Here is a 22,060-nt window from a genome sequence, read left to right on the forward strand (position 1 = left end):
TCACCTCGAAACGAAGGCCGGGCCATGAGCCCGGCCTCATTTTTTACAAATCCATCAGCATCCGGCGCGGGTCTTCCAGCGCTTCTTTGACGCGGACGAGGAAGGTCACGGCACCTTTGCCGTCGACGATGCGGTGATCGTAGGACAGGGCGAGGTACATCATCGGGCGGATCTTGATTTCGCCGTTAATGACCATCGGACGGTCCTGGATCTTGTGCATGCCGAGGATGCCGGACTGCGGTGGGTTGAGGATGGGCGAGGACATCAGCGAGCCATAGACGCCACCATTCGAGATGGTGAAGGTGCCGCCCTGCATTTCGGCCATCGACAGTTTGCCGTCGCGGGCGCGTTTGCCTTTTTCGGCGATGGCCTTTTCGATCTCGGCAAAGCTCATCTGGTCGGCGTCACGGATCACCGGCACGACGAGGCCCTGCGGGGTGCCCGCCGCGATGCCCATGTGCACGAAGTTCTTGTACACAATATCGGTGCCGTCGATCTCGGCGTTCACTTCCGGCACTTCTTTCAAAGCGTGGCAGCAGGCCTTGGTGAAGAACGACATGAAGCCGAGGCGCGCGCCGTGCTTTTTCTCGAACAACTCTTTGTATTCGCTCCGCAATGCCATGGTCTCGGTCATGTCCACCTCGTTGTAGGTGGTCAGGATCGCGGCGGCGTTTTGCGCGTCTTTCAGGCGGCGGGCGATGGTCTGGCGCAGGCGGGTCATCTTGACCCGTTCCTCGCGCGAGGCATCGTCAGCCGAGACCGGCGCACGCGGCGCGGCAGCAGGGGCCGAGGCGGCGGGCGCTTTGGCAGAGGCTGCGACAGCCTTGGCCACGTCATCCTTCATCACCCGACCATCGCGGCCCGAACCGGTCACTTGATCGCGCGACAGGCCGGCTTCGGCCATGGCTTTCTTGGCCGAGGGCGCGTCTTCGATATCTTCCTGCGCGCGGCCTGCGGGGGGCGTGGTGTACTGGCTGCCGCCTGCGGGGTGTTCGACATCGCCGCTTGCAGCGCCCGCACCAGCCTCAGAGGAAATCACCGCCAGCTTGGCAGAGGCATCTACGGTGTCGCCTTCTGCGGCCACGATTTCGGTCAACACGCCAGCGGCGGGCGAGGGCACTTCAACGCTGACTTTGTCGGTTTCCAACTCGCAGAGCATCTCGTCTTGCGCCACGGTATCGCCGACCTTCTTGAACCAGGTCGAAACGGTCGCTTCGCTTACGCTTTCGCCCAGTGTCGGCACCATGACGTCAACCGATTTGGCGGCCTCGGCAGCAGGGGCAGCCTCGGCTTTCGGGGCGGCGTCGGCCTTGGGGGCCGCCGCTTCACCGCTTTCGGCGATATTGGCGAGGAGCGCATCAACGCCCACGGTTTCCCCTTCGGCGGCGACGATATCGGCCAGCACACCAGCGGCGGGCGAGGGCACTTCAACCGTCACCTTGTCGGTTTCCAGTTCGCAGAGCATTTCGTCCACGGCCACCGCTTCGCCCGGTTTCTTGAACCAGGTTGCGACGGTGGCTTCGGTCACGGATTCACCCAGAGTGGGCACACGTACTTCGGTTGCCATATCGTTAGTTTCCTTCGATCGTCAGCGCCTGGTCAATCAGCGCTTTCTGTTGGGCTTTGTGTTGCGAAGCGAGGCCCGTTGCGGGCGACGCGCTGGCCGAACGGCCAACATAAACGGGGCGCGAATGGGCCGCGTTGATACGGTTGAGCACCCATTCAAGGTTGGGCTCCATAAAGGTCCAGCCGCCTTGGTTCTTGGGTTCTTCCTGACACCAGATCATCTCGGCATTCTTGAACCGTTCCAGCTCTTTCACCGCCGAGATGGCCGGGAAGGGGTAGAATTGTTCGAACCGCATCAAATAGACATCGTCGATGCCGCGGGCGTCACGCTCTTCGAGCAGATCGAAGTAGACCTTGCCCGAGCACATGACCACGCGCTTGATCTTGTCGTCGCCTTGCAGCGTGGTGTCGGAGTTGCCCTTTTCGGCGTCGTCCCACAGCACCCGGTGAAAGCTGGACCCGGTGGTGAAATCTTCGGCCTCAGACACCGCGAGCTTGTGACGCAGCAGCGATTTCGGCGTCATCAGGATCAGCGGTTTGCGGAAGGTGCGGTGGATCTGCCGGCGCAGGATGTGGAAATAGTTCGCCGGCGTGGTGCAGTTGGCGACAATCCAGTTGTCCTGACCACACATTTGCAGGAACCGTTCGAGCCGTGCGGAAGAGTGCTCTGGGCCCTGACCCTCATAGCCATGCGGCAGCAGGCAAACGAGGCCCGACATCCGCAGCCATTTGCTTTCGCCCGAGCTGACAAACTGGTCAAACATGATCTGCGCACCGTTGGCGAAATCGCCGAACTGTGCTTCCCACATCACCAGGGCGTTGGGCTCGGCAAGCGAATAGCCATACTCAAAACCGCTCACCGCGTATTCGGACAAGGCGCTGTCGATGACTTCGTAGCGCGCCTGACCTTCGCGGATGTTGTTGAGCGGGAAATAACGCTCTTCGGTGTCCTGATTGATGATCGCGGAGTGGCGTTGCGAGAAGGTGCCGCGCGCGGAATCCTGCCCCGAGAGGCGCACTTTGTAGCCCTCGGTCAGCAGCGAGCCATAGGCCAGCGCCTCGGCGGTGGCCCAGTCAAAGCCCTTGCCGGTTTCAAGCATCTTTTGCTTGGACTCAAGGATGCGGCCCACGGTTTTATGCACCGGATAGCCTTCGGGGACGCGGGAAATCGCGTCGCCCACTTCCTTGAGCGTTTCGGGTTTCACCGCAGTTTCGCCGCGCTGATAATCGTCTTCGGCACGCCGATCAAGGTGGGCCCATTTGCCATCAAGCCAGTCGGCCTTGTTGGGTTTATAGTCTTTGCCGGCTTCGAATTCCTCGTTCAGATGCGCCTGAAACGCGGCCTTCATATCCTCGATCTCGCCTTCGGGGATCAGCCCGTCTTTGACCAGCCGTTCGGTGTAAAGCGACAGCGTGGTTTTGTGGCCTTTGATCTTTTTGTACATCAGCGGGTTGGTGAACATCGGCTCGTCACCTTCGTTATGGCCGAACCGGCGATAACAGAAGATGTCGATGACAACGTCCTTTGAGAATTTCTGGCGGAACTCGGTCGCCACTTTGGCGGCGTGCACAACCGCTTCGGGATCGTCACCGTTGACGTGGAAAATCGGCGCCTCAACCACCAGCGCGTTGTCGGTGGGATAGGGGGACGAGCGTGAGAAGTGCGGCGCCGTGGTGAAACCGATCTGGTTGTTCACCACGATGTGGATGGTGCCGCCGGTCTTGTGACCGCGCAGACCCGACAGGGCGAAACATTCCGCCACAACACCCTGACCAGCAAAGGCCGCGTCGCCGTGCAACAGCACGGGGATAACCGTCTTGTGCTCGGCGTCGTTCTTTTGGTCCTGTTTGGCGCGGGCCTTGCCCAGCACCACCGGGTTTACGGCTTCAAGGTGCGAGGGGTTGGCTGTCAGCGACAGGTGCACCTTGTTGCCATCGAATTCGCGGTCGGACGAGGCGCCAAGGTGGTATTTCACATCGCCAGAGCCGTCGACATCTTCGGGTTTGAAGCTGCCGCCCTGAAATTCGTTAAAGATCGCCTTGTAAGGCTTGCTCATCACGTTGGCCAAAACGCTAAGACGGCCACGGTGGGGCATGCCGATCACGATTTCCTGCACGCCAAGCGCGCCGCCGCGTTTGACGATCTGTTCCATCGCCGGAATAAGGCTTTCGCCGCCATCGAGACCAAAACGCTTGGTCCCCATGTATTTCACATGCAGAAATTTCTCAAAGCCCTCGGCCTCGACCATCTTGTTGAGGATCGCCTTGCGGCCTTCACGGCTGAATTTGACTTCCTTGCCATAGCCTTCGATCCGCTCTTTGAGCCATGCCGATTGCTCGGGGTCGGAGATATGCATGTATTGCAGCGCAAAGGTGCCGCAATAGGTGGCTTTGACGATATCGACGATCTGACGCATCGAGGCGATTTGCAGCCCCAGCACGTTGTCGATGAAAATCGGCCGGTCCATATCGGCGGCGGAAAAGCCGTATGTCTTTGGATCAAGCTCGGGGTGCGGATTGTCTTCGCGCAGGCCCAGCGGATCGAGATTGGCGGCAAGGTGGCCGCGAATACGGTAGGCCCGGATCAGCATCAGCGCCCGGATCGAATCCAGCACAGCGCGCTGGATCTGGTCGTCGGTCAGCTCGACACCCTGCGATTTGGCTTTGGCGACGATCTTCTTGCCGGCGGATTTCGCCTCGGCGGGGGGCGGTGCCGGCCATTCGCCAGTCAGCGCGCCGGTCATCTCGTCCATGGGCATCGGCGGCCAATCGGCGCGCGCCCAGCTGGGGCCCTGCGCCTCTTTCTTGACGTCGAGACCATCGTCGCCCAACTGCCGGAAAAAGTCCTGCCACGACTCGTCAACCGCATTGGGGTCGTCGGCGTAGCGGGCGTAAATCTGTTCCAGGTATTCCGCGTTATGCCCCTGCATAAAGCTGGAGGCGTGGAAAATATCGTTGGAGCTTTGGTCGGTCATCTTGGCACCTTTGGCGAGCGTGAACCGGTTGTAGATTGCGGCAGGGCGGGGGCTAACCCCGCCTTACCATAAGATATTCTGGTCGGATTGACAGGGTGTCAGCCCTTGTCGATCGCTTCCTTGACCGCTTCGCCCAGAGTGGCGGGGCTGTCTGCGACGATGATGCCAGCGGCACGCATGGCTTCGATCTTGTCCTCGGCACCGCCTTTGCCACCGGCAACAATCGCGCCCGCGTGGCCCATGCGGCGGCCCGGAGGGGCCGTGCGACCGGCGATAAAGCCAGCGGTCGGCTTCCAGCGGCCTTTTTTCTTCTCATCGGCAAGGAACTGCGCCGCTTCTTCTTCTGCCGAGCCACCGATTTCACCGATCATGATGATTGACTGCGTTTCGGGATCCGCGAGGAACATTTCCAGCACGTCGATATGCTCGGTGCCTTTGATCGGGTCGCCGCCAATGCCAACAGCCGACGACTGGCCAAGGCCAAGATCGGTGGTCTGCTTGACCGCTTCATAGGTGAGCGTGCCCGAGCGCGAAACAACGCCGCAAGAGCCGCGCTTGTGGATGTGGCCGGGCATGATGCCGATCTTGCAGGCGTCGGGCGTGATGACACCGGGGCAGTTCGGCCCGATCAGGCGGCTTTTGGAGCCTTCGAGCGCGCGCTGCACCTTCATCATGTCAAGCACCGGGATGCCTTCGGTGATGCAGACGATCAGCGGCATGCCGGCGTCAATCGCTTCGAGGATCGAGTCGGCCGCAAAGGGCGGGGGCACATAGATGACGGAAGCGTTGGCTTCGGTCACATGCATCGCCTCGTGCACAGAGTTGTACACCGGCAGATCCAGATGCGTCTGACCGCCCTTGCCGGGGGTGACACCGCCGACCATTTTGGTGCCATAGGCGATGGCCTGTTCGGTGTGGAATGTGCCCTGCGAGCCGGTGAGGCCCTGACAGATCACCTTGGTGTTTTCGTCTACAAGTACGGCCATTTTAGTGTTCCTCGAAATGCGACCTGACAAAATCCGCGACGTCGGGTTCTATCGATGCAATTTTATTGAGAGTGTGTGTGTAAAAGACCCGTCCCGCAGCCGGTTTCGGTGTCTTCCTGACACCGTCACTGCGCGAGAAAATCTGATCCAACGACAGCGCGCGTGTCGGCGCGGCTGCGGTGATCTCAACGTCGAGCACAAGTTCCTTGTGCTCACCGGGTCCGGATGGGTTGGGCATGGTTTCGATCCGGGACGCAACAACAGTGCCGCGCGCGGCAAGGTTGTGCCCGCCGGACATCTCGGATGTCCAGACGAAGATCTCTTCTCCGACATGCGCGTCAGCGGCTTTGTAAGGCCGCGCATGGATTTGCGCGGTCTCACCTTTGGCGACAGTCAGCGGAGGATCGATTTTCGCGATCACAGCCATGGTTTATCCCTTCACCGCTTTCACGATCTTCTGAGCGCCATCTTTGAGGTCGTCGGCGGCAATCACATCAACGTCGGAGTTGTTGATGATCGCTTTGCCTTGCTCAACGTTGGTGCCCTCAAGGCGCACAACCAGCGGCACTTTCAGACCGACTTCTTTCACCGCGGCAATCACGCCTTCGGCGATGACGTCACAGCGCATGATGCCGCCGAAGATGTTGACCAGAATGCCTTTGACCTGCGGATCGGAGGTGATGATCTTGAAGGCTTCGGTCACTTTCTCTTTGGTCGCGCCGCCGCCGACATCAAGGAAGTTGGCAGGCTCGGCGCCGTACAGCTTTATGATGTCCATCGTCGCCATCGCAAGGCCGGCACCGTTCACCATACAGCCGATTTCACCGTCCAGAGCGATGTAGTTGAGGTCATACTTCGACGCCTCAAGCTCTTTGGGATCTTCTTCGCTGGTGTCGCGCAGTTCGGCGATGTCGGGGTGGCGATACATCGCGTTGCCGTCAAAGCTGATCTTGGCGTCGAGCACCTTGAGATCGCCGCTGTCGGTAACGATCAGCGGGTTGATCTCCAGCATCTCCATGTCTTTGTCCATGAACGCTTGGTAAAGCTGGCCCATCAGGACAACGCACTGCTTAACCTGTTTGCCTTCAAGGCCAAGGTTGAAAGCGATGCGACGGCCGTGAAACGCTTGGTATCCGCTGGCCGGATCAACCGAGAAGCTGAGGATTTTCTCGGGCGTTTCCGCCGCCACTTCTTCGATGTCCATGCCGCCTTCGGTCGAGCAGACAAACGACACCCGGCTGGTCTGGCGATCCACCAGCAGCGCGAGGTACAGTTCGGTTTCGATGCCCGAGCCGTCTTCGATATAGATGCGGTTGACCTGTTTGCCCGCTGGGCCGGTCTGATGCGTGACCAGTGTGCGGCCGAGCATTTTCTTGGCTTCGTCGGCGGCTTCCTGCACCGATTTGGTCAGGCGTACGCCGCCTTTTTCGCCAGCGCTTTCTTCTTTGAAAGTGCCTTTGCCGCGGCCACCGGCGTGGATTTGCGCCTTGACGACCCACAAGGGCCCGTCCATTTCGCCAGCTTTGGTTTTGGCCTCTTCTGCCTTCAATACGACGCGCCCATCCGATACCGGTGCGCCGTAGGAGCGAAGCAGTGCCTTCGCCTGATACTCATGAATGTTCATGGATCATCTGTCCCGTCTTGCTGCAATTGCATCCTCTTTTGCACAGCAATATCCGGCAGCTAAACGCCAATTTGCCGCAGTTGAGGTGTTAGCGGCAAAAATCCGACATTTGTGATCACAGCTTGAAATCGTGTGATCACAAATCTGGAGGGGTGCCGGCGCTAGGAGCGATTTGGGCGAATCACTTCGCCTTGGGGTTGCTCCGACCTAACGTCACTTTGGGCGCGTGCGGGCCCCGGTCTTTCGGAAACGAAAAAGGGCGCCCCGCATGGGACGCCCTGTAACATCGTATGTCCGGCAAATTATGCCAGCGAGTTGTCGATGCCTTTGCAGGCTTCCACGAGGCCTTTGACAGCCTTGACCGAGGTGTCGAACATCTCTTGCTCTTCTTTGTTGAGCTTGATGTTGACGATTTTCTCGACGCCGCCGGCACCGATCACGGTCGGCACGCCGACATACATGCCGTTCAGGCCGAACTCGCCGTCGCAGTACGCGGCGCAAGGCAGAACGCGCTTTTGGTCTTTGAGGTAGGCTTCGGCCATTTCGATGGCAGAGGTCGCAGGCGCGTAAAACGCCGAACCGGTTTTCAGCAGGCCAACGATTTCGGCGCCGCCGTCACGGGTGCGCTGCACGATCGCGTCGAGTTTCTCTTGCGTGGTCCAGCCCATCTTTACGAGGTCGGGCAGGGGGATGCCGCCAACGGTCGAATACCGCACCGAAGGAACCATCGTATCGCCGTGGCCGCCAAGAACGAACGCGGTGACGTCTTTCATCGACACTTCGAATTCAGTGGCGAGGAAGTGGCGGAAGCGTGCGGAATCGAGAACGCCGGCCATGCCGCAGACTTTGGCGTGGGGCAGGCCGCTGAATTCGCGCAGAGCCCAAACCATCGCGTCGAGCGGGTTGGTGATGCAGATCACGAACGCATCGGGTGCGTTGTCGCGGATGCCTTCGCCGACCGATTTCATGACCTTGAGGTTGATGCCCAGCAGATCGTCGCGCGACATGCCCGGCTTGCGCGGGACACCGGCGGTCACGATGCAGACGTCGCAGCCTGCGATGTCGGCGTAATCCTGCGTGCCCTTCAGCGTGGCATCAAAGCCTTCCGACGGGCCGGATTCCGCGATGTCGAGCGCTTTGCCTTCGGGTATACCCTCGGCAATATCGAACAGGACGACATCGCCCAGTTCCTTGAGCGCGACGAGATGCGCGAGCGTGCCGCCGATCTGTCCGGCGCCGATAAGGGCAATCTTGGGTCTGGCCATGGAAATTTCTCCGGTCCGTGATGAATTTGGCCGTTTGGGTAAATCGGAATTCGTCCCGGCGCAAGGGCGCTGCACTGCGGCACGTGCACAATCAACCGCTGGAAGAGCGGCACCGATAGCGCTAAAGACCCGTTAACTAGGGCAGTTAGGCATGATTGGTATGCTGGATTTCACGCCGGGATTTTTCGCGATAGCATTGCCTGCGGTGGCGTTTGCGGGGTTTTCCAAGGCCGGTTTCGGCTCGGGTGCCTCCTTCGCAAGTGCTTCGATTCTGGCGATTGTTCTGCCGCCGGGGCTGGCGCTGGGCATCATGTTGCCGCTTTTGATGCTGGTAGATGCGGCCAGTTTGCGGCCCTATTGGCGGCGTTGGTCCTGGCCCGAGGCACGGGTGATGATCCTTGGCGCATTGCCCGGCGTGGTGATCGGCGCGCTGCTGTATTCGGTGACCGATGATGACGCGATCCGATTGCTGATCGGCGTCATCTCCATCGCCTTTGTGGTCTGGCAGGTCGGCGTGGCGCGCGGATTGATCCGCCTCGGCGGGCGGCCTTTGCCGCTCCGGGGCGGCTATCTCGCGGGGCTGACCGCGGGCTTCACCAGTTTTGTCAGCCATGCTGGAGGACCGCCCGCCGCGGTGTTTCTACTCGGTCGCAAGCTTGACAAGACCACCTATCAGGCCACGACCGTGCGGGTGTTCTGGGCGGTCAATCTGTTCAAATTCGTGCCCTACAGCTTTCTCGGGATCTTCACCCTTCAGACTGTACAGGCCGATCTTTTGCTCGCCCCCGCCGCCCTGATCGGGGCCTGGCTTGGGGTGCGGGCGCATCATATCGTGCCAGAGCGCGCCTATTTCGCGCTCACGTATGTCCTGTTGGTCTGCACCGGCTCCAAGCTGATCTGGGACGCGCTGACCTGAAAACCCCTCCAGTCAGCCGAAGTTAGGCGTCCTTGCCTTTGGCCGGCAAAGTCTCGGCCATCGCCTCAAACGCCTGCCCCGATGCCAAAAGGCAGGTTGTGCCATCCGCCAAGGTCACGGTGATGGTCCAGCTGCCGCTTTCTTCCGAGGCGAAGACCTCCATCATCGCGTTGTTGCCGCCCAATCCCATCGACTGGCGGCTTTCGCCATATTTCTCGGCCAGCCGCTGGACCACGATGTCACGCGGCGCGCATTGATTGGCTGTTTGCGCCTCAACCAAGGTCGCGCCCAGAACAAGGATGCTTGCGCCAAGGCCAAGCGTCATTTCCCGCATGCTTTTCATATCAAACCCTCCGGTGGTGGCAGCACGCCAGTGCGGCCGCTTCATTCCTGCCGCCAGATGTCCGATCCTTCGGGTCATCTTTTGTGCGACGATGTCCCGAGACTGCCAAAAAATGGTTAAAATCGCGGTAAACACACCGTACGCTGCCCCGCCTTGCGTATTTTCGCTGCGCTGCGGCACTTCTGCTCTTGAAGTTTTTGCAAATATTGCGCCTTATCCGCGCAACTTTGTTGCAAGAGGAATCCGATGATGGACATGCGCGCACGCCCTTACCGTTCCGTTCTTTATATCCCCGGCTCGAAAACCCGGGCGCTGGACAAGGCGCGCACGCTGGCCGTCGATGCGATCATCTTTGACCTCGAAGATGCGGTGTCTGTCGACGAAAAGGCCAACGCCCGCGCCACTCTGGCCGAAGCTTTGGCGCAAGGCGGCTATGGCGCGCGGATGAAAATCGTGCGGATCAACGGGCTCGATACCGATTGGGGCCGGGCCGATGCCGAGGCTGTGGCGGCGATGAAACCCGACGCGGTGCTGCTGCCCAAGGTCAACGGGGCCGCCGATCTTGACGCGCTGGCCGCGATCACGGGCGACATTCCGATCTGGGCGATGATGGAAACGCCGCTGGGCATGTTGCGCGCCGAAGAGATTGCCGCGCATCCCAAACTGGCCGGTTTTGTCATGGGCACCAATGACTTGGCCAAGGATCTGCAAAGCCGCTTTCGTGCCGACCGCTTGCCGATGATGGCGTCGCTCGGCCTGTGCCTGCTGGCGGCCAAAGCGCATGGGGTGGTGATTGTCGATGGCGTCTATAATGCCTTCAAAGATGACGAGGGCCTGCGCGCCGAATGTGAGCAGGGCCGCGATATGGGCATGGATGGCAAAACGCTGATCCACCCGGCACAGATTGACGTGGCCAACACCGCCTTTGCCCCCTCGGGCGAGGAAATCGACCTCGCGCAGCGCCAGATTGCGGCGTTTGAAGAGGCCGAGCGCCAAGGGCAGGGGGTGGCCGTGGTTGATGGCAAGATCGTCGAAAACCTGCATGTTGCCACGGCGCGCGAGATACTGGCAAAAGCAGAGGCAATTGCAGCCATCTCAGCGGAGTAATCCCCCATGTTCTTCCTCATTCTCGGCCTCGCCCTTTGGGTGTTGGCGCATTTTTTCAAACGCCTGATGCCCGAACGCCGCGCCGCTTTGGGCGACAAAGGCAAGGGCATCGTGGCAGCGGTGCTGTTTGCCTCAGTCGTGCTGATGGTGCTTGGGTATCGCGCGGCACCAATCGTGCCGATTTATACGCCGTTCCCCGGGGCCGGGCATCTTAACAACCTGTTGATGGTGATCGCTGTGCTTTTGTTTGGCATGGGGTCGTCGGGCAGCTGGTTGTCGACAAAGACGCGCCACCCCATGCTGATCGCGACCAAGATCTGGGCGCTCGCCCACCTTTTGGTCAATGGCGATCTGGCCTCGATCCTGCTGTTTGGCACCATTCTGGGCTGGGCCGTGGCCGAAGTGATCCTGATCAACAAATCGGGCGCCACATGGGCACGCGACCCCAACAGCAAACCGGGCAAGCGCGATGCAAAGCTCCTGGTGATTTGGTCGGTGATGTTTGTGGTGATTGCGGGCGTTCACATCGCGCTGGGCCACAATCCGTTCATGGGCACCTATGGATGAAACTCTATCGTTTCCTCTCGGCCGATGATTCCTCGGCCTTTTGTCACAAGGTCACGGCGGCGCTCAATAAAGGTTGGGCGTTGCACGGGCCGCCGACCTATGGCTTTGACCATGCCAATGGCGTGATGCGCTGTGGGCAGGCGGTCACCAAAGAGGCCGAGGGCACCTATACCCCTGATATCAAACTGGGAGATCAGTGAATGGCCAAAACCAATCCGGGCCGGTTTTTCGAAGATTACACGCTGGGCGACGTGATCCCCCATGCGGTGCCGCGCACCGTGTCGGGCGGTGAACGGGCGCTGTATCACGCGCTGTATCCGGCGCGCCACGCGCTGTACTCCTCGGACGAATTCGCGCGCGCCTCGGGCCTTCCGGCCGCGCCGATTGATGATCTGGCGGCGTTTCATGTCGTATTTGGCAAGACCGTGCCGGACATCTCGCTGAACGCGGTGGCCAATCTGGGCTACGCCGAGGGCAACTGGCGGCTGCCGGTCTATCCCGGCGATACCCTGCGCTCTGAGAGCGAGGTGATTGGCCTCAAACAGAACTCCAATGGCAAATCCGGGGTGGTTTATGTCCGCACGCGCGGGCTTAACCAGCGCGATGAGGTGGTGATGGACTATGTCCGCTGGGTCATGGTCCGCAAGAATGACCTTGATGCACCGGCACCGGAAACGGTGATCCCTGAGCTGCAAAAGGTGATCCCGGCGGCGGATCTGGTGATCCCCGAGGGGCTTGATTTCACCGGCTATGATTTTGCGCTTGCGGGCGAGCCGCATCGGTGGGGCGATTACGAAGTGGGCGAAACCATCGACCATGTCGACGGTGTGACCATTGAAGAAGCCGAGCATATGCTGGCCACACGCCTGTGGCAGAACACCGCCAAAGTGCACTTCGACGCCACCTTCCGGCCCGACGGCCAGCGGCTGATCTATGGTGGCCACATCATTTCGATGGCCCGCGCGCTGAGTTTCAACGGGCTGGCGAATGCGCAGATGATCGTCGGGTTGAACGGCGGGGCGCATGCCAATCCGTGTTTCTCGGGGCTGACGGTCAAGGCGTGGTCCGAAGTTCTCGACAAGGCCGAGACCTCGGCCCCTGGTGTCGGCGCGATCCGGCTGCGGCTGGTTGCGACCTCGGGTGGCGATGCCTTCACGCTCAAAGGCGAGGATGGCAAATACCTGCCGCATGTGTTGCTGGATCTGGATTATTGGGCGCTGATGCCGCTGTGATCGCAAAAGATGCGCCCCTGGGGCGCGTCTGTCCGCAAACCGGTCCGCGGACTGGCCGGCGGACATCCCGCGCAAAAGCAGCGTGATCACAGAGGTCCGTTGTGTGAACGCTAACACCGCGTCGCGCGGTTTCGGCGCATCTCGAAACCGCAATCGTTGATTGAGTCGCGGCATTTGCTGCAAGGCGGCATTTTTGTGATCACTGCCTTCGCGGCTGTGATCACAAAAAGCGAAAAAACCACGCAAAGCGCGAAAAAACCGCGACAAAAGCCCTCAAAACCCCTGAGGGCGGCGTGACAGCGCGGAAAAAATCTTTATCACCTAGGGGCAAGAGAACCGAAAGGAACAGCCATGGCCGATGTGAATCGCGGCAATCGCCCGCTCTCGCCCTTCATGCTGGGCAAGTATTACAGGTTTCAGCTCAACTCAGTGACCTCGATCCTCACCCGTATCACCGGCAACGCGCTGCTGCTTGGCGCGCTTCTCGTGGTTTGGTGGCTTCTGGCCGCTGCGTCGGGGCCGGAGTATTTCGCCACCGTCGATTGGATCGTCACCAGCTTTATCGGTGATTTGATCATGCTCGGCTCGGCCTGGGCGCTCTGGTATCACCTGCTGGCCGGTCTGCGCCATCTGGTCTGGGACCAGGCCAAGATGCTCGATATGGCCACCGCTGACAAACTCAGCTGGGGCGTTATTGGCGGCTCGGTGCTGCTGACCCTCATCACAATCATCGCAGTCTAAGGAGGCTTCCATCATGGCATTTCTGACGGACCGCAAACGCGCCGTAGGCTGGGGCTCGGCCAAAACCGGCACCGAACACGCCTGGGGCATGAAGGTCTCATCTGCGGGCCTTTTGATCCTGATCCCGCTGTTCATCTTCAACTTCGGGGCCATGCTTGGCGCTCCTTATGAGGACGTCGTGGCCCATTTCGCGCGGCCTTATCCTGCGATCCTCGCGGCGCTGACCATCGTTGTCGGCTTCATGCACTTCAAAAGCGGCGCGCAGATCATGATCGAGGACTATGTCCACGGCACAACGCAGAAGGTGCTGATCATCGGCGTCATCTGCCTGTCTTATGCCGCTATGGCGACCGGGCTTTTCGCCATCGCCAAACTCGCACTTTGAAAGACCGGAGCTTGTAATGGCTGAATACACCTACGAGACGCATGATTATGACGTCGTGGTTGTGGGGGCTGGCGGCGCCGGTCTGCGCGCAACGCTTGGCATGGCCGAACAGGGCCTGCGCACCGCCTGTGTGACCAAGGTTTTCCCGACCCGCTCGCACACCGTGGCCGCACAGGGCGGCATCGCCGCGTCGCTGTCGAACATGGGGCCGGACCACTGGCAGTGGCACATGTATGACACCGTCAAAGGCTCCGACTGGCTCGGCGACACCGACGCGATGGAATACCTCGCGCGTGAAGCCCCCAAGGCGGTCTATGAGCTCGAACACTACGGCGTGCCGTTTTCGCGCACCGAAGAGGGCAAGATCTACCAGCGCCCCTTTGGCGGCCACACCACCGAGTTTGGCGAAGGCCCCGCCGTGCAGCGCACTTGTGCCGCCGCCGACCGTACCGGCCATGCCATCCTGCACACGCTCTATGGCCAGTCGCTGAAGAACAACGCGGAATTCTACATCGAATACTTCGCCATTGATCTGCTGATGGAGGATGGCGTCTGCAAAGGCGTGCTCTGCTGGAAGCTTGATGACGGCACCATGCATGTCTTCAACGCCAAAATGGTGGTGCTGGCGACGGGCGGTTATGGTCGCGCCTATTTCTCGGCCACCTCGGCCCACACCTGCACCGGCGACGGTGGCGGCATGGTGGCGCGCGCGGGTCTGCCGATGCAGGACATGGAGTTCGTCCAGTTCCACCCCACCGGCATCTACGGCTCGGGCTGTCTGATCACCGAAGGCGCGCGCGGGGAGGGGGGCTATCTGACCAACTCCGAAGGCGAACGCTTTATGGAGCGTTACGCGCCGCAGTACAAAGACCTCGCACCGCGCGATTACGTGTCGCGCTCGATGACGATGGAGATCCGCGAAGGCCGTGGTGTCGGCGCAGAGGGCGATCACATCCACCTCAACCTGTCGCACCTGCCCGCCGAAGCTTTGGCGGAACGCCTGCCGGGCATCTCGGAATCGGCCAAGATCTTCGCGGGTGTCGATGTCACCAAAGAGCCGATCCCGGTCATTCCGACGGTGCACTACAACATGGGCGGCATTCCGACCAACTATTGGGGCGAAGTGCTGAACCCCACCGCAGACGACCAGACCGCCGTCGTGCCGGGCCTGATGGCTGTGGGCGAAGCGGGCTGTGCGAGCGTTCACGGGGCCAACCGCCTCGGCTCGAACTCGCTGATCGACCTCGTGGTCTTTGGCCGCGCCGCTGCCATTCGTGCGGGCAAGGTTGTGGACCCCGAAACCGCCGTGCCGACCGCCCCCAAGGCGGAAATCGACAAGGCGTTTGACCGTTTTGACGGGCTGCGCAATGCCAAGGGCGGCATCTCGACCGCCGATCTGCGGCTTGAGATGCAAAAGACCATGCAGCGCGACGCGGCTGTGTTCCGCACCGCCGAGACCATGAAGCAGGGCGTCGAGGCGATGACCGAGATTGCCGGCAAGATGGGCGATCTCAAAGTCACCGACACCTCGCTGGTGTGGAACTCGGACCTGATGGAAACGCTGGAACTGGCCAACCTGATGCCCAACGCGCTGGCCACCATCGTCGGGGCCGAGGCACGCACCGAAAGCCGGGGTGCCCACGCGCACGAAGACTACAGCACGCGTGACGATGAAAACTGGCGCGTGCACACCGTTGCGCGCATCGATGGAAATAAAGTTGATCTGAGCTACCGTCCGGTGATCACAGATCCCCTTTCGACCGAAGCCGAAGGCGGCATTTCGTTGAAGCGGATCGCACCGAAAGAAAGGACGTTCTGATGAAACTGACCCGATTTGCTGTGTGTGTGACCCTGTCTGCCATGTTGACGGCCCCGGTGGCTGTTGTCGCCCAGGACGCCTATGGCGAAAAGGGTTGGGTGGAGCCTGTGGACGCCAAATCCTATGTGCCCGAGCAAAACCACTATGTTGCACCGCGCCGCGAAACCCGCGTTTACGTGCAGCAAACCCATGTCGTCCGCTCCAGCACCCATGGCTGCGTCATGGGTATGGGCGTCATGCAGCGCGGCACGCTGCTGTGTCCGGGGCACTGATCGGGATGCGCGCGCGCTCTCTTATCCTTGCGGTGGTTGCGGTGTCGCTGGCCGGTTGCACCGCCGCCACGCAGGACCAATTTGCCCGTGGCGCGGCCAAATCGGTCGTGGCCCGCACCGCCGCAGAACGGCTGCCCGGTGTACCGGTCGAGCCCTACACTGACTGCATCATCGACAACGCCACTTCGCAACAGATTCTGGCCCTCGCCGCCGATAGCGTAACCGGCCCCACCGCCTCGTCGTGGGAAATCATCACCGGCATCGCGCGCAAGCCCGAGACCCTCCAATGCCTGCTGACCAATGGTGTCAGCGCCTTGCTGCAATAGGAGCAACGACATGGTACAACTGACCCTTCCCAAGAATTCCCGCATGACCACCGGCAAAACCTGGCCCAAGCCGGAGGGGGCCACCAATGTGCGCAAGTTCCAGATCTATCGCTGGAACCCGGACGACGGCAAACAGCCCAGCGTCGACACCTATTTCCTCGACATGGACAAATGCGGCCCGATGATTTTGGACGCGCTGATCAAGATCAAGAACGAGATCGATCCAACGCTGACCTTCCGCCGCTCTTGCCGCGAAGGCATCTGCGGCTCTTGTGCGATGAACATCGACGGCATCAATACGCTGGCCTGCATCTATGGCCTCGACGAAGTGAAAGGCGACGTGCGGATCTATCCGCTGCCGCACATGCCGGTGATCAAGGACCTGATCCCCGATCTGACCCACTTCTATGCCCAACACGCCAGCATCATGCCGTGGCTGGAAACCAAGACCAACCGCCCGGCCAAAGAGTGGAAGCAGTCGATTGCCGACCGCAAAAAGCTCGACGGCCTGTATGAATGCGTGATGTGCGCCTCTTGCTCGACATCGTGCCCGTCGTATTGGTGGAACGGTGATCGCTATCTTGGACCGGCAGCGCTGTTGCACGCCTACCGCTGGATCATCGACAGCCGCGACGAAGCCACCGGCGAGCGCCTCGACCAGTTGGAAGACCCGTTCAAGCTCTACCGCTGCCACACCATCATGAACTGCACCAAGACCTGCCCCAAGGGTCTGAACCCGGCAGAGGCGATTGCGGAAATCAAGAAGCTGATGGTGGAACGGGCCATTTGATCTCAAGCCTCAGGGAAAGTGTTACCGCCACCTTCCCTGTGCTTCTTCTGTTTCAAAATACCTTGGGGGTCTGGGGGCAAAGCCCCCAGCCTGTCGACACGCGCAGGCGTGGGGAAATTCTCTCCGCCAAGCAGCGCCACATATTGCAAAACCATCAAAAGCCACGCCTAGCTGAACCGCCATTATTATTTGGCGTATTGAAAAGAGAGCTTGCCCTGTGATCATTGCAGTCGGCCTCATCCTCGCCTTTCTCCTGATGTTGATCTTTGCGCGCCCCGGCACCCGACACTGCCGCTGGCGCGAATATCGCCAAGACACTGGCAGCCAGTGGAATTGCGCGTTCTGCGGTGCCTCAATCGAGGGGCAAAAGGGCCAGCCGCCGCGAAAATGCCTCCGGAACCGCGACTAAAGCGCGAAAGCGTCCCGTTGCGTCCGACGCAAATCCAATATGTGCAGTCTGGGGGTGTTTCTTCGCCACACCTGTCCTATCTACAGTCGCAGGGAGGGGGCTAACTTCGCACGAAGGCGACCCCTATGACACAGACACGTAGAACCACGGCCAATATTCCTGCCAATATTCCGGCCAAAACCATGGCAAAGGCCGCACTGGCCGACCTCGATCAAGCTTGGGTCTACTACACGCCTGAACCACTTATCCCGTCGGACGCACCGATATACGAAGCGATCCCGACCGCGGCTTGACCATCCTCCACCACAAAATCACCGCGCGCGACTTGCATTTGCAGGGTCGGGCGCGCGCATGTGCGGCCTGCGGGCCGGACAACGGGATCTGGCCACGCGCTTTGCAAGGATCGCAAGCGGCTCTTGCCAAGCGCGGGGCCAGCCTGTCACATCGGCGCGAACAGGAGACTGATCCATGCGCCAAATCCCCGCCGATGCCGAAGATCGCCGCGCCCGTCCGCCGGTGATCTGCTATCCGCCAGAGACGCTCCCCGATGCGGAGCTGGCACTGAAACAGGCGGCGCGGACCTCTGCGCACAAAGTGGGCGAAGTGATCATTCCGCCGCGTGACGCCCGCACGTTTGAGGTCAAGGCCGGGCAGTTCTTTCGGATCACCAGCGTTGAGGGCCCGCAGGTCGGGGATCTGAACCTGTGGAACGCAGATGATCTGAACGAGCGCTTTTTCTCCGGCAAGACGCGGGCGTTGCACGGCACCCATGTCAGTACGGGTGACCGGCTGTGGAGCAATCTGCCTTATCTGCGCGCGATGGCCACGGTGGTCGAAGACACGCTGGATTGGTACGGAATCGACGCATTCGGCGGGTCGGTGCATGATGTGATCGGCACCCGCTGTGACCCCTATACCGGCAATCTGCTGTCGGGTTCGCAGTACCACAATTGCTGCCATTCCAACCTGACGCGGGCCTTGGCCGAGGCGTCAGAGCTGCCGGCGCACGCCTGCGAATTTCATGTCCACGATGTGCTGAACGTTTTTATGTGCACGGGGTTCACCCGAGACACCGGCCAGTATTTCATGAAGGCGAGCCCGGTGCGGCCCGGCGATTACATTGAATTTTTCGCAGACATCGACCTGATGGGAGCCTTGAGTGCCTGCCCCGGTGGCGATTGCGCGGCCGAGCATTCCTCGGACACGGCCGCCTGTCATCCGATGCTTGTGGAGGTGTTCGAGCCTGATCGCGCCGCGCTTGGCCGCTGGCGGCCGTCGCCGGCAAACGGGTATGACCGCACGCATGGTTTGGAGATGGACTGACCGGCCACGCCCCCCTTCCGACATGCGCGCAGGAAGACCGATCCATCAATGGATCGGTTCCGATCTGTCAACAGATCGGTTCGCGCGCCGAGCCGCTGCTGTCTTGCTGTGTGAATGACCCCGATCTGGTCAAATCCGATCCATTGATGGATCGGTTCCGATCTGTTGACAGATCGGGGCCCACGCCAGGCCGCCACTGTCACGCCGTATGAATGAACCCGATCTGATCGAAGCTGGCGCGCCAGTCCGCGACATCCGCGGCCATCGTTTCCGGCGCGTCCGACTTGAGCGCTTGCGCCACCAAAGCGGCCAGCTTTGGCGCGTGGTCCACCGTCATGCCCCAGCGGACCAGTTCCGGCGTGCCAATCCGCACGCCGTTCATGTCGCCCGCGACCGGATCAACCGGCAAACCGATGCCGCTGGTGAGAAAGCCAGCCTTGCGCAGCTTTCTTGACGCGGCTTGACCGCCGCCGAAATCGGCGGCTTCCACCGCAAATTGATGCGACCGGGTGCTGCCGTCCTTGGTGCGAAACACCGGCAGCCCCTCGGCCGCCATTGCGCGGGCCAAAGCGCGAGCCATGGCGATCATCTGCGCCGCATAGGCCGCGCCGTGGTCGCGCCAGTCGAGCAGCGAGACTGCCAAAGCCGCTGATTTTGCGGCGTCGAAGTTGGCGGTCAGGCCGGGAAAGGCGATCTGTTCCAGCCGCGCGGCCAACTCCGCATCGCGGGTGACAATCAATCCGCCGGGCGGCCCGCCCAGCGATTTGTAGGTGCTCATCGTCATCAGATGCGCCCCTTCGTCCAGCGGATTGGGCCAGGCCCCACCGGCGATGATGCCGCATTGATGGGCCGCGTCAAACAGCACGCGGGCACCGCTTCGGTCGGCAATGGTGCGGATCTCGCGCACCGGATGGGGCAGGAGGTTGAGGCTGCCGCCGATGGTGATCAACTGCGGCTCGACCGCGTCAACCATATCGGCCAGCCCCTCGAGATCGACGGTAAAGCCCGAGGCATCCACCGGCGCTTCGTAGATCGTCAGGCCGAACAGCCCCGCCGCCCCGGCGTCGTGATGGGTGACGTGGCCGCCGATGCGCGCGGGGGGCACAATCACCGCATCGCCGGGCTGGCACAGAGCCATAAAGGCATAAAGATTGGCCATTGCGCCCGACGGCACCCGGATCTCGGCATGGCTGGCGCCAAAGATTTCGCAGGCGAGCTCGGCGGCAATCACCTCGATCTCCTCGATCGCCTCCAGCCCCATTTCATATTTGTCACCGGGATAGCCGAGCGATGGCCGGGTGCCGATCCCGCTCGACAGCAGTGCCTCGGCGGCGGGGTTCATCACGTTGGTCGCGGGGTTGAGGTTAAAGCACTCGCGCTCGTGGATGCGCCGGTTCATCGCGGCCAGTGTCGCGATCCGGCGGGCGGTCTCGCCGCTGCCTCGGTTGGCGGTGCTGGTGGCGATCTTGTCGATCAACGCGGCGCTGTGATCCGGCAGCCAGGGCCGTTGCGCGAGAAAAGCAGGTTTGTCGGACATCTATAGCCTCGTTGTGACGGCTCTGAAGCCTGCCGCACCTCATGGTTGAAATCAATCGCCGGGCGGGGCGTCGGCGGTTAGCGGCCCGCGGCGCGCTGTTCGCGGCGGATACGCCAGACGGTTTCGCGCGGGGTCCAGCGATAGCGCAGATCGTTGCGGGTGTGTGCCCAGAACAAGGTGCCGCCTTGGCGCCACGGGTCGAGCACAATGCCATCCTCAAGCGATTGGCCACGGGCGCTGAGGATCACTGTGCTGTGCTCTAGCAGGATATTATCCCAATTTGCGACGGCGCGGTGCAACTGCAACGTCTGAAATTGCTCTTGCTTGAGACGTTTCTCCAGATCGTCAGCCCAATGATAGCACAGCCCGCGCGGCTTGATCCCGAAGTTGACCTTGGAGTTATGGGTGAGCGGCGCATCTTCGATTTCATATTCCTGCGCCAGCCGCCAAACCTCGGCATAGGTGACGCGGGCGGCGCGGTAGGCCTCTTCCGGGGACACACCCGGACCCATGATGCGAAAGGCCTGCGTCAGCGCCTCGTGATCTTGCGGGGTGGCGCGCGTGGGGCCATAGGTGCCCGGCGTTGCACAGGCCGCGAGGCCAGAAGCGGGCAGGGCAAGAAGGAAGAAACGGCGTGTCAGATGCGGCATGGCTACCCTGCGAAACTCAAGATCAGTGCAGGGAGTTGTAGCGCGCCCGGCGCGGCTGTCGAGCCGCGCCAAGGTGAGAAAGCTGCGGATGTTGCCCGTTCGCACAGCGGTGTGCACAGTGGTTCGCGCACCGGTTCGCGCCTCGGGCAACCCCGGTTACAGCATCGACGGAACAACCTGGTCGGGTGGCCGGTGGCCATCTGCGAAGGTCTTGATATTCAACAGAACCTTTTCGCCCATCTCGATCCGCCCTTCCAGTGTGGCCGACCCCATATGCGGCATCAGGGCCACGTTGGGCATATCGCGCAGATCGGGATTGACCGTCGCGCCATGCTCGTACACATCGAGGCCCGCGCCGGCGATATCGCCAGCTTTGAGCATCCGCGCCATCGCATTCTCATCGATGACCTCGCCGCGCGAGGTGTTGACGATCACGGCGGTGGGCTTCATCAGCTTCAGCCGCCGGGCGTTCATCAGATGGAAGGTCGAGGGGGTGTGCGGGCAGTTGACCGAGACCACATCCATCCGCGCCAACATCTGATCAAGGCTTTCCCAATAGGTGGCCTCGAACCGCGCTTCGACCTCGGGGCGCAGGCGGCGGCGGTTGTGGTAATGGACCTGCATGCCAAAGGCCATCGCGCGCCGCGCCACGGCCTGACCGATGTGGCCCATGCCCAGAATGCCCAGACGGCGGCCGCCAACGCGGCCCCCCAGCATGGCCGAAGGCGACCACCCCTGCCAAGCGCCCGATTGCATCAGCGACAGGCCCTCGGGAATGCGGCGGGTGACGGCGAGAATCAGCGACATCGCCATATCGGCGGTGTCCTCAGCCGACACGCCGGGGGTGTTGGAGACCAACACGCCGCGGCTGCGCGCGGTCGCGACATCGACGTGGTCAACCCCCGCGCCGTAATTTGCGATCAGTTTGAGCTGTTCTCCGGCACCGGAAATCAACCCGGCGTCGATGGTGTCAGACAGGGTCGGGACCAGAACATCGGCTTCCTGCATTGCTGCGGCCAGTTCCTGACGGCTCATCGGGGTATCGTCCTCGCGCAGGCGCACGTCGAACAACTCCTTCATCCGGGTCTCGACCACCTCGGGCAAGCGTCGCGTAACGACAACACTCAGGCGTTTTGATGGCATAGGCTCCCGGCTCCTTCTTCCCTTCGGGGTCTTGTTGCTGGCACAGTGACGCAGAGCACGCGGAGGCACAAGAACCCCGTGGCG

At 61.3% G+C, this 22,060-nt stretch carries 23 protein-coding genes; 13 read left to right on the forward strand and 10 right to left on the reverse strand.

The annotated features are described in order from the left end of the window. Nucleotides 1-43: 43 nt before the first annotated feature. The 6 genes from odhB to mdh form a co-directional block, all read right to left on the reverse strand. Nucleotides 44-1,567: a 2-oxoglutarate dehydrogenase complex dihydrolipoyllysine-residue succinyltransferase gene (odhB, locus tag ACW9UO_RS14405; protein ID WP_457086466.1), complete on the reverse strand. Its 1,524-nt coding sequence runs from the start codon at nucleotides 1,565-1,567 to the stop codon at nucleotides 44-46. 4 nt (nucleotides 1,568-1,571) lie between these two features. Next, complete coding sequence (locus ACW9UO_RS14410) at nucleotides 1,572-4,541, reverse strand: 2-oxoglutarate dehydrogenase E1 component (RefSeq protein ID WP_457086467.1); 2,970 nt, start codon at nucleotides 4,539-4,541, stop codon at nucleotides 1,572-1,574. Between the two features lie 98 nt (nucleotides 4,542-4,639). Next, nucleotides 4,640-5,527 (reverse strand): succinate--CoA ligase subunit alpha, encoded by an 888-nt coding sequence (gene sucD / locus ACW9UO_RS14415; RefSeq protein ID WP_457086468.1) that lies wholly within the window; start codon nucleotides 5,525-5,527, stop codon nucleotides 4,640-4,642. Between the two features lies 1 nt (nucleotide 5,528). Beyond that, nucleotides 5,529-5,954, reverse strand: coding sequence for a hypothetical protein (locus ACW9UO_RS14420; protein WP_457086469.1), 426 nt, complete (start codon nucleotides 5,952-5,954; stop codon nucleotides 5,529-5,531). A gap of 3 nt (nucleotides 5,955-5,957) precedes the next feature. Continuing rightward, nucleotides 5,958-7,151 carry an ADP-forming succinate--CoA ligase subunit beta gene (sucC, locus tag ACW9UO_RS14425; RefSeq protein WP_457086470.1) on the reverse strand — a complete coding sequence of 398 codons (1,194 nt, stop codon included), beginning with the start codon at nucleotides 7,149-7,151 and terminating at the stop codon, nucleotides 5,958-5,960. Nucleotides 7,152-7,453: 302 nt separating this feature from the next. After that, nucleotides 7,454-8,416, reverse strand: a complete 963-nt coding sequence (gene mdh, locus ACW9UO_RS14430; RefSeq protein WP_457086471.1) for a malate dehydrogenase — start codon at nucleotides 8,414-8,416, stop codon at nucleotides 7,454-7,456. A gap of 160 nt (nucleotides 8,417-8,576) precedes the next feature. Between mdh and ACW9UO_RS14435 the strand changes: the two genes are divergently transcribed. After that, nucleotides 8,577-9,332, forward strand: a complete 756-nt coding sequence (locus ACW9UO_RS14435; RefSeq protein ID WP_457088665.1) for a sulfite exporter TauE/SafE family protein — start codon at nucleotides 8,577-8,579, stop codon at nucleotides 9,330-9,332. A gap of 22 nt (nucleotides 9,333-9,354) precedes the next feature. On the opposite strand, the gene ACW9UO_RS14440 is transcribed toward ACW9UO_RS14435, so the two are convergent. Beyond that, nucleotides 9,355-9,675 (reverse strand): hypothetical protein, encoded by a 321-nt coding sequence (locus tag ACW9UO_RS14440; RefSeq protein ID WP_457086472.1) that lies wholly within the window; start codon nucleotides 9,673-9,675, stop codon nucleotides 9,355-9,357. A 249-nt stretch (nucleotides 9,676-9,924) separates the two neighbouring features. Here ACW9UO_RS14440 and ACW9UO_RS14445 point away from each other — a divergent pair, with 249 nt between their 5' ends. The 12 genes from ACW9UO_RS14445 (at nucleotide 9,925) to ACW9UO_RS14500 (ending at nucleotide 18,646) form a co-directional block, all read left to right on the forward strand. After that, entirely contained in the window at nucleotides 9,925-10,782 is an 858-nt protein-coding gene (locus ACW9UO_RS14445) for an HpcH/HpaI aldolase/citrate lyase family protein (protein ID WP_457088666.1), read from the forward strand. Between the two features lie 6 nt (nucleotides 10,783-10,788). Further along, a complete protein-coding gene (locus ACW9UO_RS14450) occupies nucleotides 10,789-11,349 on the forward strand; it encodes an NnrU family protein (RefSeq protein WP_457086473.1) in 561 nt (186 codons plus the stop codon). After that, nucleotides 11,346-11,549, forward strand: coding sequence for a DUF1737 domain-containing protein (locus tag ACW9UO_RS14455; protein ID WP_457086474.1), 204 nt, complete (start codon nucleotides 11,346-11,348; stop codon nucleotides 11,547-11,549). Before ACW9UO_RS14450 ends, ACW9UO_RS14455 begins: the two co-directional genes overlap by 4 nt. Then, on the forward strand, nucleotides 11,550-12,581 hold the full coding sequence (locus ACW9UO_RS14460; protein WP_457086475.1) for a MaoC family dehydratase: 1,032 nt from the start codon (nucleotides 11,550-11,552) through the stop codon (nucleotides 12,579-12,581). 351 nt (nucleotides 12,582-12,932) lie between these two features. Next, on the forward strand, nucleotides 12,933-13,322 hold the full coding sequence (gene sdhC / locus ACW9UO_RS14465; protein WP_457086476.1) for a succinate dehydrogenase, cytochrome b556 subunit: 390 nt from the start codon (nucleotides 12,933-12,935) through the stop codon (nucleotides 13,320-13,322). Nucleotides 13,323-13,335: 13 nt separating this feature from the next. Beyond that, nucleotides 13,336-13,707, forward strand: coding sequence for a succinate dehydrogenase, hydrophobic membrane anchor protein (gene sdhD, locus ACW9UO_RS14470; protein WP_457086477.1), 372 nt, complete (start codon nucleotides 13,336-13,338; stop codon nucleotides 13,705-13,707). A gap of 16 nt (nucleotides 13,708-13,723) precedes the next feature. Next, a complete protein-coding gene (gene sdhA / locus ACW9UO_RS14475) occupies nucleotides 13,724-15,526 on the forward strand; it encodes a succinate dehydrogenase flavoprotein subunit (RefSeq protein WP_457086478.1) in 1,803 nt (600 codons plus the stop codon). Continuing rightward, a complete protein-coding gene (locus ACW9UO_RS14480; RefSeq protein WP_457086479.1) occupies nucleotides 15,526-15,798 on the forward strand; it encodes a hypothetical protein in 273 nt (90 codons plus the stop codon). Before sdhA ends, ACW9UO_RS14480 begins: the two co-directional genes overlap by 1 nt. Nucleotides 15,799-15,803: 5 nt before the next feature. After that, nucleotides 15,804-16,124 (forward strand): hypothetical protein, encoded by a 321-nt coding sequence (locus tag ACW9UO_RS14485; RefSeq protein WP_457086480.1) that lies wholly within the window; start codon nucleotides 15,804-15,806, stop codon nucleotides 16,122-16,124. Nucleotides 16,125-16,134: 10 nt separating this feature from the next. Further along, the gene (locus ACW9UO_RS14490; protein WP_457086481.1) at nucleotides 16,135-16,914 is read left to right on the forward strand and encodes a succinate dehydrogenase iron-sulfur subunit; all 780 of its coding nucleotides are present in this window, start codon (nucleotides 16,135-16,137) and stop codon (nucleotides 16,912-16,914) included. A gap of 534 nt (nucleotides 16,915-17,448) precedes the next feature. After that, nucleotides 17,449-17,616 (forward strand): hypothetical protein, encoded by a 168-nt coding sequence (locus tag ACW9UO_RS14495; RefSeq protein ID WP_457086482.1) that lies wholly within the window; start codon nucleotides 17,449-17,451, stop codon nucleotides 17,614-17,616. A gap of 175 nt (nucleotides 17,617-17,791) precedes the next feature. Beyond that, nucleotides 17,792-18,646, forward strand: a complete 855-nt coding sequence (locus tag ACW9UO_RS14500; RefSeq protein WP_457086483.1) for an urea carboxylase-associated family protein — start codon at nucleotides 17,792-17,794, stop codon at nucleotides 18,644-18,646. Nucleotides 18,647-18,845: 199 nt separating this feature from the next. Here the strand turns inward: ACW9UO_RS14500 and ACW9UO_RS14505 are convergent, their stop codons facing one another. The 3 genes from ACW9UO_RS14505 to ACW9UO_RS14515 all read right to left on the reverse strand — a co-directional run bounded on the left by ACW9UO_RS14505 (nucleotide 18,846) and on the right by ACW9UO_RS14515 (nucleotide 21,976). Continuing rightward, nucleotides 18,846-20,183, reverse strand: coding sequence for a serine hydroxymethyltransferase (locus ACW9UO_RS14505; protein WP_457086484.1), 1,338 nt, complete (start codon nucleotides 20,181-20,183; stop codon nucleotides 18,846-18,848). Nucleotides 20,184-20,260: 77 nt separating this feature from the next. Further along, a complete protein-coding gene (locus ACW9UO_RS14510) occupies nucleotides 20,261-20,833 on the reverse strand; it encodes a hypothetical protein (protein ID WP_457086485.1) in 573 nt (190 codons plus the stop codon). 156 nt (nucleotides 20,834-20,989) lie between these two features. After that, a complete protein-coding gene (locus ACW9UO_RS14515; protein ID WP_457086486.1) occupies nucleotides 20,990-21,976 on the reverse strand; it encodes a 2-hydroxyacid dehydrogenase in 987 nt (328 codons plus the stop codon). Nucleotides 21,977-22,060: the final 84 nt, after the last annotated feature.

The sequence above is a fragment of the Marinovum sedimenti genome, from assembly GCF_054052205.1.

Excerpts from the sequence above, each read along its gene's own strand:
- ACW9UO_RS14440 (WP_457086472.1), bottom strand. The coding sequence starts at position 9,675 with ATGAAAAGCATGCGGGAAATGACGCTTGGCCTTGGCGCAAGCATCCTT.
- ACW9UO_RS14490 (WP_457086481.1), top strand. The coding sequence starts at position 16,135 with ATGGTACAACTGACCCTTCCCAAGAATTCCCGCATGACCACCGGCAAA.
- ACW9UO_RS14510 (WP_457086485.1), bottom strand. The coding sequence starts at position 20,833 with ATGCCGCATCTGACACGCCGTTTCTTCCTTCTTGCCCTGCCCGCTTCT.
- sdhA (WP_457086478.1), top strand. The coding sequence starts at position 13,724 with ATGGCTGAATACACCTACGAGACGCATGATTATGACGTCGTGGTTGTG.
- ACW9UO_RS14410 (WP_457086467.1), bottom strand. The coding sequence starts at position 4,541 with ATGACCGACCAAAGCTCCAACGATATTTTCCACGCCTCCAGCTTTATG.
- ACW9UO_RS14485 (WP_457086480.1), top strand. The coding sequence starts at position 15,804 with ATGCGCGCGCGCTCTCTTATCCTTGCGGTGGTTGCGGTGTCGCTGGCC.
- ACW9UO_RS14445 (WP_457088666.1), top strand. The coding sequence starts at position 9,925 with ATGGACATGCGCGCACGCCCTTACCGTTCCGTTCTTTATATCCCCGGC.
- ACW9UO_RS14435 (WP_457088665.1), top strand. The coding sequence starts at position 8,577 with ATGCTGGATTTCACGCCGGGATTTTTCGCGATAGCATTGCCTGCGGTG.
- sdhC (WP_457086476.1), top strand. The coding sequence starts at position 12,933 with ATGGCCGATGTGAATCGCGGCAATCGCCCGCTCTCGCCCTTCATGCTG.
- ACW9UO_RS14420 (WP_457086469.1), bottom strand. The coding sequence starts at position 5,954 with ATGGCTGTGATCGCGAAAATCGATCCTCCGCTGACTGTCGCCAAAGGT.
- ACW9UO_RS14515 (WP_457086486.1), bottom strand. The coding sequence starts at position 21,976 with ATGCCATCAAAACGCCTGAGTGTTGTCGTTACGCGACGCTTGCCCGAG.
- ACW9UO_RS14450 (WP_457086473.1), top strand. The coding sequence starts at position 10,789 with ATGTTCTTCCTCATTCTCGGCCTCGCCCTTTGGGTGTTGGCGCATTTT.
- odhB (WP_457086466.1), bottom strand. The coding sequence starts at position 1,567 with ATGGCAACCGAAGTACGTGTGCCCACTCTGGGTGAATCCGTGACCGAA.
- ACW9UO_RS14500 (WP_457086483.1), top strand. The coding sequence starts at position 17,792 with ATGCGCCAAATCCCCGCCGATGCCGAAGATCGCCGCGCCCGTCCGCCG.
- ACW9UO_RS14460 (WP_457086475.1), top strand. The coding sequence starts at position 11,550 with ATGGCCAAAACCAATCCGGGCCGGTTTTTCGAAGATTACACGCTGGGC.
- mdh (WP_457086471.1), bottom strand. The coding sequence starts at position 8,416 with ATGGCCAGACCCAAGATTGCCCTTATCGGCGCCGGACAGATCGGCGGC.
- sucC (WP_457086470.1), bottom strand. The coding sequence starts at position 7,151 with ATGAACATTCATGAGTATCAGGCGAAGGCACTGCTTCGCTCCTACGGC.
- ACW9UO_RS14505 (WP_457086484.1), bottom strand. The coding sequence starts at position 20,183 with ATGTCCGACAAACCTGCTTTTCTCGCGCAACGGCCCTGGCTGCCGGAT.
- ACW9UO_RS14480 (WP_457086479.1), top strand. The coding sequence starts at position 15,526 with ATGAAACTGACCCGATTTGCTGTGTGTGTGACCCTGTCTGCCATGTTG.
- sucD (WP_457086468.1), bottom strand. The coding sequence starts at position 5,527 with ATGGCCGTACTTGTAGACGAAAACACCAAGGTGATCTGTCAGGGCCTC.
- sdhD (WP_457086477.1), top strand. The coding sequence starts at position 13,336 with ATGGCATTTCTGACGGACCGCAAACGCGCCGTAGGCTGGGGCTCGGCC.
- ACW9UO_RS14455 (WP_457086474.1), top strand. The coding sequence starts at position 11,346 with ATGAAACTCTATCGTTTCCTCTCGGCCGATGATTCCTCGGCCTTTTGT.
- ACW9UO_RS14495 (WP_457086482.1), top strand. The coding sequence starts at position 17,449 with ATGACACAGACACGTAGAACCACGGCCAATATTCCTGCCAATATTCCG.